Origin of the sequence: Saccharospirillum salsuginis (assembly GCF_014651855.1) — a bacterium.
In the GTDB taxonomy this organism is placed as follows: Bacteria; Pseudomonadota; Gammaproteobacteria; order Pseudomonadales; family Natronospirillaceae; genus Saccharospirillum; species Saccharospirillum salsuginis.
The window spans coordinates 114,460-127,376 of the sequence record NZ_BMXR01000003.1 but is presented as its reverse complement, the minus strand read 5'-3'; the positions used below and the strand labels follow the sequence as shown (position 1 = coordinate 127,376).

Below are 12,917 nucleotides of genomic sequence, written 5' to 3'. Positions count from 1 at the left end.
CCGACATCCCCTCAGACCCACACCGCCACCCCGCACTCACTCGTTGGCAGAATCAGTGAAAATCCAACACCTCCGGTATTGACGGAAAATAATGGCAAATGCACCGGATTTTTGGCGAATTCGAGAGGGTTTGATACTAAATCCCTACAGAAAGTGTGGGTTGTCTCACATTGATTGACAGTGAGTTGACGGATAATGAAGTCAGTCTTTGTGGGTATCGGGTATGCGTGTTTACGTCTTTTTAATCATCACGGCCGTATTGCTGGCGGGGTGCAGTCAGGATTTCGGTTCGGCTCCGCCGAAGTCGGATCCGTTGGCGTCGGTGAAGGTGAATTGTGAGCAGACCGATGCGGAGTTTTTCGAGGCGACGGTGTGGCCGGTGCTGTCTCAGTGCACGGCGTGTCATCAGTCGGGTGGGTCTGCGCCAGCTCAGGGGGCGCGGTTGGTGTTGGATCCGCTCAGTGCCGACAGCAGCCTGACGGCGGTGCGGGAGTATGTGCGCTTGGCGGGCGAGCGGTTGGTGCAAAAGCCGACGGAGTATCGGGTGGAGCATGCCGGTGGCGGTTTTTTCGATACCGACAGCGAGCAGGCCGGGGCGCTGGCTGAGGCGGTGCTGCGGTTCGAGGCGGATGCGCCTCAGTGCGCCGGGGATGAGACGGTTGAGAGCCGTGAGCCGGGATATGACGATGTCAATCTGATCAATCGGGCGCGGACGCTGCGCAAGGCGTCCTTGCTGTTGGCCGGTGAAATGCCGGATGCGGCGTCGGTGGATGCGGTTCGGGACGACGATGCGGCTTTGAAGGCGGCGTTGCGCGATCTGATGGCGGGGCCGGTGTTCGAGGCCTGGCTGAAGAACAGCGCGAACGATCACCTGCTGACCCGGAAGTATCTGACCGGGATGACCGAGGCGCAGGAGGCGTTGGGCGGCACCTATTACGAGGGGTTGTACGACCGGACGTCCGCGGCATTCGAGGCGACGGATCAGGCGCGGGTGGCGTGTGAGGCATCGGGTGACCCTGATTCGGCGGACTGCGACGAGGCCGAGGCGCTGCAGCGGATCGCCGGAACGATCTACCGCGAAACCCAGCGGGCCATCGCCGAGGAGCCGCTGGAACTGATTCGCCATGTGGTGACAAACGATCGGCCCTATTCCGAGGTGCTGACCGCGGACTACCGGATGATGAACCCGTTCACCTACGAGGTGCTGGACGGGGAGACCTGGATCGCGCCTTACGATGATATGGATCCGACCGATTGGCGGCCGGGTCAGATTCGGCGTTACCGGGTCGATTGGGGGGTGTCCTTGTCGGACCGCACCGGTCGGGACTATCTGCCGAGCGCCGGTATTCTGACCTCTCCGGTGTTCCAATTGCGTTTCCCGTCGACCGACACCAACCGCAACCGGGCCCGGGCGCGCTGGACCTATTATTTCTTCCTCGGTGTCGATATCGAGCGTCTGGCGGTGCGGGCGATGGACCCCGAGGAGCTGCAGTCGGTCACCAACCCGGGCGCGCCGGGCAGCAGCTGTTTCGGCTGTCATTCGATCATGGATCCGGTGGCGGGTGCCTTCCAGAACTGGGGCAATGACGGCCATTACCTCGATCGGCTCGGCTACGATGCCCTGCCCCAGACCTATGTCGATACCGAGGACTACCAGAGTGGCGACCGCTGGTACCGGGGTCAATTGGCGCCCGGGTTCAACGGCGAGTCGATGCCGGCTTTATCCCCTTACGGGCCGGTCAATGGGTACGACGACGGCCTGACCTGGCTGGCCGAACGCATCGTGGCCGACCCGCGGTTCGCCGAGGGGACGGTGACGTTCTGGTTCCAGGGCGTGTTCGGACGCGATCCCTTGCTGCAGCCGCTGGAGACGAGCGACGCCGATTACAACGAACGCTTGGTCGCCTGGCAGTCCGAACAGGTCCTGATCGAGAGCTGGGCCGAGACCTTCCGCAATGCCGATTACGATCTGAAAACCCTCCTAGTCGAGATGATGATGTCGCCGCTGTTCCGGGCCGAGACCTTCGCGACCGTGGATGGTGGCCGTCAGGCGGCGCTGGATACGCTGGGGGTCGGACGGTTGCTGACGCCGGAACAACTGAATCGCAAGTTCACCGCCACTACCGGTTACACCTGGAAGCTGGACTGGCAGGACGACGCGCAATTGCTGGAAAACTACTACCTCTTTTACGGCGGTATCGACTCCGACGGCATCACCGAGCGTCCGGCCGATCTGAACAGTTTGATGACCTCGGTCTCGATGCGGATGGCCAATGAGATGGCCTGCGGCATCGTGCTGAACGAATTCTGGCCGGGCGTCTCTCCGAAGTTGTTCAAGGGCGTCACCATCACCACCGATCCGACCACCGAGATGGGAGAAACGGCCATTCGATCGACGATTCGCGATCTGCTCTGGCGGTTTTGGGGCGTCACCGACGAGACTGAGATCAATGCGGCTTGGTCACTGTACAAAGCGCTCTACGATCAGCGAATGAGCTGGGACGAGTCGCAGGATAGGCTGTCGTGGACGACGGAATGGAACGGGGCCGAGACCGATGAACAGGAGTATTGCCCAGAACACGATCTGAACCCTGACGATGGCATCACGGTCGCCATCAATTGGGACAACATCGACTGGTCAACCCCGGAAACCGCGCGCCAGAACCTGGGCAGCTTCTACAACCCCGAGCAGACACTGCGCCCCTGGGTGGGCGTACTGGTCTACCTGCTCACCGACATCCAGTTCCTGACGGAGTGAGGCCATGCAGCGACGCGACCTGTTGAAAGCCATGATCGCCGCCGGCCTGTTGCCCACAGCCGCCGGTTTCGGCCGACCGGCCCGGGCCGAAAGCACCCGCTACGAGGGGCCGATCTATTTCACGGTGTTCGCCGAGGGCGGCTGGGACGTCACCAGTCTGTGCGACCCCAAGGCCGGCACCCGGCAGAACCCGAATACCGGCGAGTCGGTCTGGATCAACACCTGGGCCGAACAGGGTGGCACCGTTCAAACGTCGAACAGTGGCCTGAACTACGCTCCCTTCGCCGACAACGCCCGCCTGTTCGACACCCTGGGCGACCGCATGCTGGTGATCAACGGCATCGACGCCCAGACCAACGCCCACAGCGCCGGTGTGCGCCACACCTTCAGCGGTCGCTTCGCCGACGGCTACCCGGCCTTGACGGCCCTGGCCGCCGCGCAACACGGGCAAGGCCTGCCGCTGGCGTTTCTGAGCAACGGCGGTTACCGCGAGACGGCCGGCCTGACCCAGTTCACGCTGATGCAGGACCCGAACGCGCTGCGCGACCTGATCGACCCGAACCGGTTTCACCCGAGCTGGATCGACACCCGGTTTCATCGCGCCGACAGCCTGGATCTGATCGAACAGGCGCGCCAGGCGCGAATGGACCGGCTGCAGGCACGCACCGCCCTGACCCGCCGCCTGACACAAGCCGCCGGCTTTCTGGAAAGCAGCCGGGCAGGCCGCGACCAACTGGCCGCCCTGAACGATTACATGCCGGAGGAACTGGCACCGACCACGGATGTCGACGGTAACTGGCACCCGTTGCTGCGGCAGATCCAACTCGCCCTGGTGTCCGCGGCGGCAGGCCTGACCGTCTCGGCCGATCTGGTGCAATGGGGGTTCGACACCCACGCCACCCACGATGTCGATCAGGGACGCGCCCTGACCCAACTGACCGACGGCCTGGTGTACCTGTGGGAGGAAGCCGCACGCATGGACCAGCAGTTCGGCACCAATCTGGTCGGTCGGCTGCGCGTGGTCGTCGCCTCGGACTTTGGCCGCACGCCCTGGTACAACGACGGTGAAGGCAAGGATCACTGGCCGCTGGGCAGCGCCATTTTGATGCGTGACGGCGGCTTTTCGACGAACCGGGTAGGCGGTACAACGGACGCGTTTGAGTCGCTAGGCCTCAACAGCGATCTGAGTCTGAATCCGGATCCGAACGACAGCTCGGCCGGGATCATTCTGCCGGCCCATCTGCAGCAACTGCTGCGCTACTGGGCCGGTGTGGAAGAATTCAATGCGGATTTCCCGCTGGAAACCGGTGGGCTGGATTTGCGCACCCTGGTGTAAGTCGGCCAGGTCAGGATCGACAGCGAATCGGCTTTCGGTGGAGATCGGCCGATTAGCCGAGTGTGGCAGGACCGGTGTCATCTGCTACCGTTAGATAACGCTGGATGAGGTCCGCCGAGCGACCGGATGGCCGCCAAGCAAAGGAAGCTCTTATGCCACTCATAACCACCGATACCGAACAGCAACAACTTGCTACCCTGCTCGCCAAGGGGACACCCCACTACCGCCTGGCCTACAGCGACCGCACCGCCTGGTTGATGGCCTGCCTCTCCGAACTGGCGTATCTGCGCTTCAATCCTTTGATGACCGAAACCCAGCGAATCGCCTTGCTGCAAAAGGTCGACCGGTTGCTGGACAAACCCCGTCAGGCGGCTCTGTTGGCGCTCGTGGAAAAACTGGGTTATGACCCGGACGAAGAACGACAGGAACTGATCCAGGAGTTGACGTTGCTCGATGGCGAACTGGTGGCCACTTTCGATCGAGCCGGAACCCAGGCCATTCTGGTGAAGCTCAAGCTGGGGTTGGTGTTGGCGTTTCGCGGTACCGAGGCGACCAGTATCAAGGACATCAAGGCCGATGCGGATGCCGTGTCCACCCATGCCGACAATGGCGGACGGGTGCATCGAGGTTTTCAGCAGGCGTTCCAGTCGATTTATATGGACATCAAGGCGGCGCTGGCGAACTACCCGGATCAACCCTTGGTTCTGACCGGCCACAGTCTGGGCGGCGCCCTGGCCACACTGGCCGCGCGCGATCTCAACCATCCCGGTGGCCTGGCCGCCTGCTATACCTTCGGTGCGCCGCGAGTGGGTGATGAGGAGTGGGTGTCGGACCTGAAGACGCCGATGTACCGACTGGTCAACTCGGCCGACTGCGTGACCATGCTGCCGCCGGGAACCGAGGTTGTGTCTTTTCTGGGGTGGCTGGTGCGGTGGATTCCGGGCGTAGGGCAACCGGCACGTCAATGGTTGTTGAAACGGTTTGGCGGCTATTTGCACGCCGGCAACATGCGCTTTCTCACCAATTGTCCGCCGGGCGATTATCGCACAGTGCGATTGCTGTACTCGGTCAGCCTGGTCTATCGATTGAAGGCCTTCATCATCAAGAAATTGCCCTGGCGGCATTTTCTCGCCGATCATAAGATCAGCGTGTATCGAAAAAAGCTGGCGGTCGTGGCAGAAAACCGGAATTGACCGCCCGCTGTGAAGAACGAGCGCGCGCAAAAGCCCGCGCCCGTTCGTTGTTACCCACCGGATTTAGGGCAGGTATTCCGGATTGATCCGGCTGTTGAAGATGTCCAGCCGCAGGCTTTCGAAGCCCGGGAAGCCGGAACCGAAGCTCTGGAAATCGCTGTCCTTGTACAGCCGCACTTCATAGCGTGGCCGGTTTTGGTCGGTTCGGCCGGTGACGCTCGTATCCGAGCTCAAGGCCAGGTCGATGCCCATGTTGGCCAGCTCACGCGGCGTTCTCACCGAAAAGACATCGCGACTGCCGGAGGCCGAACCGGATTCGTAGGTGCCACCGCGTGTGGATGTCAGCGCACCGTTCGCCGAATTGAGCGTTTCATCGCGCGTGGCATGGCTCCACTGGACGTCGTAGAGTTCGTAACGGCTGCCACCGCCCCAGCGTGCGTCGGTCGTATCAAAACGGTGCACGCCGTTCAGTCCCAGCACTTCCATATCGATCCCGGTGGACCCGACCCCTTCGATCAACAGGGCCGTTTCCTCGTCCATGCCATACGCCACCGGTACATTCGTGGCCAGTGCCAGCTCGATGATCCGCCCGGCCCGACCCCGGGCCGAGAAGTGGGTGTCCACCAGGCCGTAAGGGAAGAAATTGAACCCGGGTTGGGTGTAGGCCAGATCGTCCGGATCAACCTGTTGACCTTCCAGATAGGCGCCGTATTGCAGCGCATTGTAGCTGGTACCGCCGGTGATCATGACATCCGACATCACCGCCGCGCCGGCCGAAGTGCCCGCCACAACGGCGTCGCCGGCGGTGAATTCCTGACGAATGTAAGCCAGGGCGTCACTGTCCTGGGTGCCGCTCATCATAGATTCCAGATAGCGCCGCTGATCGCCGCCGCCGAAGAAGAAGCCGGTCATGCCCTGCATCTGATCCAGTACGGCCGGATCGTTGGCGTTGGCCGCCCAGTCGGTGTCGATCGGGATCCACTCGGCGTCGATGCCCCAGGACTGGAACAGGTCCACATAGTACTGGCCGTTCATCTTGGAGTTGCTGACGGTGGGGTCGTTGCAGCCGCCATCGGTGCTGGTGCCGTACTGATCGCAATCGCTTTGGTACGGATAACTGCCGGCGGTGATGACACCGATGCGGCCATTGTTGCCGCCGGCCAGATTGACCAGGCGGCCGACGATGTCGGCGTTCTCGTTCAGCGATCCACCGATCAACATCAGGGTCGGATCACCGGCCTGTGCCGATAGGGTGGTTCCGGCCATAACCAGGCCGATCAAGGTGGCTTTAACTGGATGTTGTGCCATGGAAAAAACTCCTCGCATTCAGTCGCCCGGAATCGGACAGACACAGGCTTTCCGTCCGCGATGTAACGCAGACAGCAAAGCGCCCGTCCGGGGCGACGTGTGTTATCAGTGTTGTTTTAGGTTTGGCCGTTTATTCCGACAGCCGACATGCCCGGGCCAGGACACATCGCGGATTGACCGATGGAAGGATCGGTCGAAGAGGCAGGGGCTATTCGTCGAACCACTCGCTCAACGCAAAGCCTTCATGGAAGAAGTTGTTCAAGAAAATCAGATCCTGTTTCATACGGTAACAAGTGCACCTAAGTTGTGCAGTTTGTGCTCATTAAGTCCCGGTAAACCGGCGACAGCAAAACTATTTGCAGTGTTTGTGCCAAACGACAGGGTTTGTGCCAAACCTCAAAGTTTGTGCCAAAGCGCGGTTCAAGTCATCGACTGTCATTGAGCCGCCATTTGGTTTTCATCGAACGGTCATCCTTCGTCGCTAGTCTTGGAAATTCTTGAATAGTCATTCAATAAAAACCCCAAGTAACGAAAGGACGGACCCATGTTGAAGCACCTCCTGACTACGACCGCATTCGCCGCAACGGTTATCAGCGCCCCCGCTTTGGCTGCCACCGAGATCGAATGGTGGCACGCCATGGGCGGCGCCCTCGGTGAAACCGTCAATCAGATCGCCACCGACTTTAACGCCAGCCAGGACGACTACATCCTGACGCCGGTGTTCAAGGGCAGCTACGAAGAAACCATGACCGCCGGCATTTCCGCATTCCGTGCCGGTGAAGCGCCACACATCATCCAGATCTTCGATGCCGGGGCCGCGACCATCATCAACGCACCGGGCGCCACCAAACCGGTGGAAGATTTGATGAACGAGTATGGCACCGCCTTCGACATCAACGATTACATTCCGGGTGTGCGTTACTTTTACGCCGATGCCGACGGCACGATGATCGGTATGCCGTTCAACAGTTCCACGCCGGTGCTGTACTACAACAAAGAGCACCTGGCCGAGGCCGGCGTGCAACCGCCGAAAACCTGGGAAGAGTTCGAGCGCATCGCACCCAAACTGAAAGAGCAGGGTTACACCGCCTTGTCCCAGTCGCACACGCCGTGGATTTTCTTCGAGAACTTCCACAGTCGTCACAACCTGCAACTGACCGATGCCGACAATGGCTTCTCCGGTCTGCCCAGCGAACTGATGTACGACAACGAGGCCTTGGCCATGCACCTGTCCGAAGTCAAGGACTGGAAAGACGCGGGCTACTACGGCTATTACGGTTCCGCCTGGGGCGATAACCAGTCGGCTTTCGAAAAAGGCGACGTGTCCATGTGGCTGGGTTCCTCCGGCTCCTTCGGCGGCCTCAAGCAATCCGTCGATTTCAATTTCGGCACCACCTACCTGCCCTATTGGGAAAGCGTCAACGAAAACGCCGGCACCACCTTTATCGGCGGTGCGGCCCTGTTTTCGATGAGCGGTCACAGTGACGAGGAATACGAAGCCGTCGCCGCTTTTTTCGAGTACCTGACCCAACCGGAAACCCAGTACTTCTGGCACCGTGAAACCGGCTATGTGCCGATCACCACGGCCGCCTATGACCTGGCCAAACAGGACGGTTACTACCAGGACAACCCGGACGCCGAAGTCGGCATCCAGCAGCTGAGCCTGGACGGTGGCGAGTGGGCCAAGGGCTACCGCATGGGCTTCTATGTGCAGACCCGCGAAACCATTTACCGCGAAATGGACCGTCTGATGGCCGGTGATGTCAGCGTCGAAGAGGCGCTGTACACCATCGAACAGGACGGCGAGAAAAACCTCAAGCGTTTTGCTCGCACTGTTCAGTAATCCGGGTTGATGCGTCGCCGGTTTCGCAGGCCGGCGAACACCGACACCCGACGGGGAAATCGTTGTACGGTTTCCCCGTTCGCGTTGTATCTGAAAGGATTGTTCCGTGAGTGATAAACGTCAACGGTTACCGCACAGCCCGGTACCCTATCTGTTCATCGCCCCGCAAATACTGATCGTGCTGATCTTTTTCTTCTGGCCGGCGGCGCAGGCACTTTACCTGTCGTTCATGCTGGAGGATCCCTGGGGCCTGTCCAGTCAATTCGTCGGGTTCGAAAATTACCGGATCCTGTTCAACGACCCCGAGTATCTGGGAACCTTCGTTTTTACGATGGTGTATTCGGCCCTGGTGTCGTTCTTCTCACTGGCCATTGCCCTGCTGCTGGCCGTGAAGGCCAACAACATTGTTCGTGGCCAGTCGCCTTACCGGGTATTGCTGACCTGGGTGTATGCCATCGCGCCGGCGGTCGCCGGCATTACGGCCTATTTTATTTTCAATCGCCAGGTGGGTGTTCTGTCCGGGTTGTTCAACGACCTGGGTTGGGATTTCGCCCCTGAAACCGACGGTTTCGACGCCAGTGTCATGCTGATTCTGGTGTCGGTGTGGAAACAGATCCCGGTCAATTTCGTCTTCTTCCTGGCCGGTTTGCAGGGCATTCCCAAATCGATTCGCGAAGCCGCGCACATCGATTGCGAAAACCCGCAGCGCCGCTTCTGGACCATCACCTTCCCGCTGCTGGCGCCGACCGCGTTTTTCCTGCTGGTCATCAATGTGACCTACGCCTTTTTCGAAACCTTCGGCCTGATCGATACCCTGACCCAGGGACGTCCGGGCGGCTCGACCACGACGCTGGTGTACAAGGTCTATCAGGACGGTTTCCTCGGCGCGGACCTGGGGCTCAGTTCGGCCCAGTCCGTGGTGCTGATGCTGTTGGTACTGGCATTGACCGTGGTCCAGTTCCGTTTCATCGAACGCAAGATTCACTACTAGGAGGGACCGCGCGTGACCAAAGACCATTGGAGCGATCACCTGATTCTGATCGTCGGCGTGCTCTTCCTGCTGACGCCCCTGTGGTTGCTGTTCGCCAGCTCCACCCATTCCGTCGACACCCTGATTCGCGAAGGGCTGCAGTGGTTGCCCGGAGGCGAAGGGCTGGCGCCCTATGGCCAGGCGCTGACCACGGCGTCCGGCTTTACCGATACCGCCACCGGCCTGCGCATGCTGATCAATTCGATGATCATGGGCGTCGGTTTCGCCGTGGGCAAAATCATCGTCTCGATGGCGGCCGCCTATGCCCTGGTGTATTTCCGGTTTCCGCTGGCGACGTTCCTGTTCTGGGCGATTTTCTGCACGCTGTTGCTGCCGCTGGAGGTGCGCATCGTGCCGTCCTACGAAGTGGTCAGCGACCTGAACCTGTTGAACAGCTACACCGGTTTGATCGTACCGCTGATCGCCTCGGCCACCGCCACCTTCTACTTCCGCCAGTTCTACAAGACGGTGCCCAATGAACTGCTCGAAGCGGCCACGCTGGACAACGCCGGCCCCTGGCGCTTCTTCAAGGACATCCTGGTGCCGCTGTCGCGCACCATGATGGCCGCCATCTTCATCATCATGTTCGTGGTCGGCTGGAACCAGTATCTGTGGCCGCTGATCATGACGACCGAAGAGGGGTACTACACCATCGTCATGGGCCTGAAGCACATTCTGAGCGTGGTTCGCGAAGGCCGGGTGCCGGAATACAACGTCGCCTTCGCCCTGGTCATCCTCGCCATGCTGCCGCCGGTTGCGGTGGTCGTCTTGTTCCAGCGCTGGTTTATCCAGGGACTGGTGGAATCGGAAAAATAACGGAGTAAACGCAGTCATGGGTGCATTGACCCTCACTTCCATCGAGAAAACCTACCCCAACGGCCACCGGGCGGTGAAAGGCCTGTCGCTGGACATCGAACCGGGAGAATTCGTTGTTCTGGTCGGTCCCTCCGGGTGCGGCAAGTCCACCATTCTGCGGTCCATCGCCGGGCTGGAAAGCCTGACGGGGGGCGAGATCCACATCGGTGATCGGCGGGTGGACACCGAACCGCCGGCCAAGCGCGACATTGCCATGGTGTTCCAGAATTACGCCCTCTACCCGCACATGACGGTCTATAAAAACCTGGCCTACGGGCTGAAAAACCGGGGTGTCGAGGCGACCGAAATCGATCGCAAGGTGCGCGAAGCAGCGGATCTGCTGCAGATCAACGACTACCTCGATCGCAAACCGCAGCAACTCTCCGGCGGCCAGCGCCAACGCGTGGCCATGGGCCGCGCCATCGTGCGCGACCCGCAACTGTTTCTGTTCGACGAACCGCTGTCGAATCTGGACGCCAAGTTGCGCGCCCACATGCGCCTGGAGATCAAGAAACTGCAGCGTAAGTTGAGCGCGACGTCGATCTTCGTCACCCACGATCAGGTCGAGGCGATGACGCTCGCCGACCGCATCGTGGTGTTGAACGGTGGCGAGATCGAACAGGTGGGCACACCGCGCGATGTCTACCATCGGCCGGCCAGTCTGTTTGTGGCGAGTTTCATGGGCGCGCCGGCGATGAATTTTTTCAGTACACGCGTCGATGGCGGCGATCTGGTGTTGACCGATGGCCAGCGACTGACCTTGCCGGCTGAACAGCGACCCGCATTGAATGGGGTCACGGACATCACGCTCGGGGTTCGTCCCGAGCAGATCGCGGTCACCGAGACGGTGCGGGACGGGCTGGTGACGTTCGACGTGGGCATGGGCGAGGAACTCGGGGTCAGCCAGTTGCTGCATGGCCAGGTGGCCGACGCCGAGGTGGTGTTGAATCTGCCCAAGTTCGAACGGCATGATGAGCCTCAATTGGGTTTGAGCTGGCCGGAGGATGCCTGGCATCTGTTCGACAGCCGCAGTGGTCAACGCCTGTAACGCCTGAACCCGGATTCGCCATACGAATCCGGGGCCGATCAGGTCACACCCTGTCATCGGTGCCTTGGACAAAAACCCCGGTCCCAACTATTGTTTTTTCAGGTGAGAGTCGATTCAATCTGGCCGGCCAATCGCCCACCCGCCAATGCGGGCGTTCGCCATTTCGTCATGCAACCAGAAAAGGATCCGTCATGGACCGTTATGCGGTATTAGGTCATCCGATCAAGCACAGTCTGTCTCCCGAGATTCATACGGCATTTGCCAGGCAAACCGGTCAGGATCTGGAATACGAGGCCATCGAATTGCCCGTCACCAGTTTCGAGACGCGCGTCTGGCAGATGTTCAGGGACGGCTTTCGTGGCTTCAACGTGACCGTACCGTTCAAGAAAGATGCCCACGATTTCGCCGACGAACTGACCGAACGCGCCAAGCGGGCGCGGGCGGTCAATACCCTGGTGCAGCTGGAAGACGGCCGCATTCTGGGCGACACCACCGACGGTGCTGGCCTCGTGTTCGACCTGGAGGAACAGCTGGGCTGGTCGCTGGAAAACAGCCACATCCTGATTCTGGGCGCCGGCGGCGCCGTGCGCGGCATCCTCGAGTCCCTGCTGGAGAGCAACCCGGCCCAGGTGGTGCTGGCCAACCGAACCCTGGCCAAGGCCGAAGACCTGACCGACGATTTTCCCGAAATCGCGCCCTCCTCGTTCGACGAACTCGAAGGTCATTTCGACATCATCATCAACGGCACTTCGGCCAGCCTGTCCGGGCATTTGCCGCCGTTGCCGGAAGGGTTGATCACCTCCGAGACCCGCTGTTACGACATGATGTACGGCAAGGGCGAGACCGCCTTCAACCGCTGGGCGCGCGAACAGGGCGCCAAAGAGTGTGCCGACGGGCTGGGCATGCTGGTCGGCCAGGCGGCGGTCAGTTTCGAGATCTGGCGCGGCGTGCAACCGGAACCGGAGTCCGTGCTCAAGGAGTTGCGGGGTCAGTTGAAGTGAGCGACCGGGGTGACCGTTGCGGGTGGGTTCTGGCGATGGTCCTCGCCAGTGCCGTTGCGCATGCGGAAGGTCCCCAGGCCAGCGAGCCGATCCCGCCCGAAGGTGCGATACCGATGGAGTCCGACGAACCCGTCGTGATTGAGCTGGATTGGCCGGAGGAAACGGAAGAACCCGCCCCGGCCGAGGAATCCGGGGCCCCGGCCGAACCCACACCGGTGGTGCCCGATATGCCGGTGGCGCAGGATCCCGTCACCCCTGCGACGGACAACAAGGGATTGCCCGCCGGAGAGTACTTGCAGCTGGCGTTTTTTGAATCCGCCGAATCGGTGGCCCGGTTCAAACGGCAAATCGCCGGCAAGGCCTGGGCCGGTGATGTGCGCTACTGGTTCGACGACCAGGAGGACGGACACCGGGTCCTGCTGGGGCCGCTGTCGTCGCCGGAATTGGCGCGACAGCGCCAACGCCTGCGCGCGGAAGGCTTTGAATCCTTTCGCTACCGCGCCGGTTCCTGACCCAAATCGTTCCCGTCCACGTACTGTAACGAC

At 60.9% G+C, this 12,917-nt stretch carries 10 protein-coding genes; 9 read left to right on the top strand and 1 reads right to left on the bottom strand.

Annotated elements, in window-relative coordinates; all coding sequences use genetic code 11:
* The first annotated feature begins 223 nt into the window (after positions 1 to 223).
* The 3 genes from IE111_RS06750 to IE111_RS06740 all read left to right on the top strand — a co-directional run bounded on the left by IE111_RS06750 (position 224) and on the right by IE111_RS06740 (position 5,287).
* A complete protein-coding gene (locus IE111_RS06750) occupies positions 224 to 2,758 on the top strand; it encodes a hypothetical protein (protein WP_189607759.1) in 2,535 nt (844 codons plus the stop codon).
* A 4-nt stretch (positions 2,759 to 2,762) separates the two neighbouring features.
* Positions 2,763 to 4,094, top strand: a complete 1,332-nt coding sequence (locus IE111_RS06745; protein WP_189607758.1) for a DUF1501 domain-containing protein — start codon at positions 2,763 to 2,765, stop codon at positions 4,092 to 4,094.
* A 152-nt stretch (positions 4,095 to 4,246) separates the two neighbouring features.
* Positions 4,247 to 5,287, top strand: coding sequence for a lipase family protein (locus IE111_RS06740; protein WP_189607757.1), 1,041 nt, complete (start codon positions 4,247 to 4,249; stop codon positions 5,285 to 5,287).
* Positions 5,288 to 5,350: 63 nt separating this feature from the next.
* Here the strand turns inward: IE111_RS06740 and IE111_RS06735 are convergent, their stop codons facing one another.
* Complete coding sequence (locus IE111_RS06735; RefSeq protein WP_189607756.1) at positions 5,351 to 6,595, bottom strand: cyanophycinase; 1,245 nt, start codon at positions 6,593 to 6,595, stop codon at positions 5,351 to 5,353.
* A gap of 544 nt (positions 6,596 to 7,139) precedes the next feature.
* On the opposite strand from IE111_RS06735, the gene IE111_RS06730 reads away from it, so the two are divergent.
* The 6 genes from IE111_RS06730 (at position 7,140) to IE111_RS06705 (ending at position 12,884) form a co-directional block, all read left to right on the top strand.
* Positions 7,140 to 8,438, top strand: coding sequence for an extracellular solute-binding protein (locus tag IE111_RS06730; RefSeq protein ID WP_189607755.1), 1,299 nt, complete (start codon positions 7,140 to 7,142; stop codon positions 8,436 to 8,438).
* Positions 8,439 to 8,544: 106 nt separating this feature from the next.
* Positions 8,545 to 9,429: an ABC transporter permease subunit gene (locus IE111_RS06725; protein WP_189607754.1), complete on the top strand. Its 885-nt coding sequence runs from the start codon at positions 8,545 to 8,547 to the stop codon at positions 9,427 to 9,429.
* A gap of 12 nt (positions 9,430 to 9,441) precedes the next feature.
* The gene (locus IE111_RS06720) at positions 9,442 to 10,284 is read left to right on the top strand and encodes an ABC transporter permease subunit (RefSeq protein ID WP_189607753.1); all 843 of its coding nucleotides are present in this window, start codon (positions 9,442 to 9,444) and stop codon (positions 10,282 to 10,284) included.
* Between the two features lie 16 nt (positions 10,285 to 10,300).
* The gene (ugpC, locus tag IE111_RS06715; RefSeq protein WP_189607752.1) at positions 10,301 to 11,371 is read left to right on the top strand and encodes a sn-glycerol-3-phosphate ABC transporter ATP-binding protein UgpC; all 1,071 of its coding nucleotides are present in this window, start codon (positions 10,301 to 10,303) and stop codon (positions 11,369 to 11,371) included.
* Between the two features lie 191 nt (positions 11,372 to 11,562).
* Positions 11,563 to 12,372, top strand: a complete 810-nt coding sequence (gene aroE, locus IE111_RS06710; protein ID WP_189607751.1) for a shikimate dehydrogenase — start codon at positions 11,563 to 11,565, stop codon at positions 12,370 to 12,372.
* Between the two features lie 35 nt (positions 12,373 to 12,407).
* A complete protein-coding gene (locus IE111_RS06705) occupies positions 12,408 to 12,884 on the top strand; it encodes an SPOR domain-containing protein (RefSeq protein ID WP_189607750.1) in 477 nt (158 codons plus the stop codon).
* Positions 12,885 to 12,917: the final 33 nt, after the last annotated feature.

Coding starts and splice junctions, on each gene's coding strand:
- IE111_RS06750 (WP_189607759.1), top strand. CDS start 224: ATGCGTGTTTACGTCTTTTTAATCATCACGGCCGTATTGCTGGCGGGG.
- IE111_RS06745 (WP_189607758.1), top strand. CDS start 2,763: ATGCAGCGACGCGACCTGTTGAAAGCCATGATCGCCGCCGGCCTGTTG.
- IE111_RS06740 (WP_189607757.1), top strand. CDS start 4,247: ATGCCACTCATAACCACCGATACCGAACAGCAACAACTTGCTACCCTG.
- IE111_RS06735 (WP_189607756.1), bottom strand. CDS start 6,595: ATGGCACAACATCCAGTTAAAGCCACCTTGATCGGCCTGGTTATGGCC.
- IE111_RS06730 (WP_189607755.1), top strand. CDS start 7,140: ATGTTGAAGCACCTCCTGACTACGACCGCATTCGCCGCAACGGTTATC.
- ugpC (WP_189607752.1), top strand. CDS start 10,301: ATGGGTGCATTGACCCTCACTTCCATCGAGAAAACCTACCCCAACGGC.
- aroE (WP_189607751.1), top strand. CDS start 11,563: ATGGACCGTTATGCGGTATTAGGTCATCCGATCAAGCACAGTCTGTCT.
- IE111_RS06705 (WP_189607750.1), top strand. CDS start 12,408: ATGGTCCTCGCCAGTGCCGTTGCGCATGCGGAAGGTCCCCAGGCCAGC.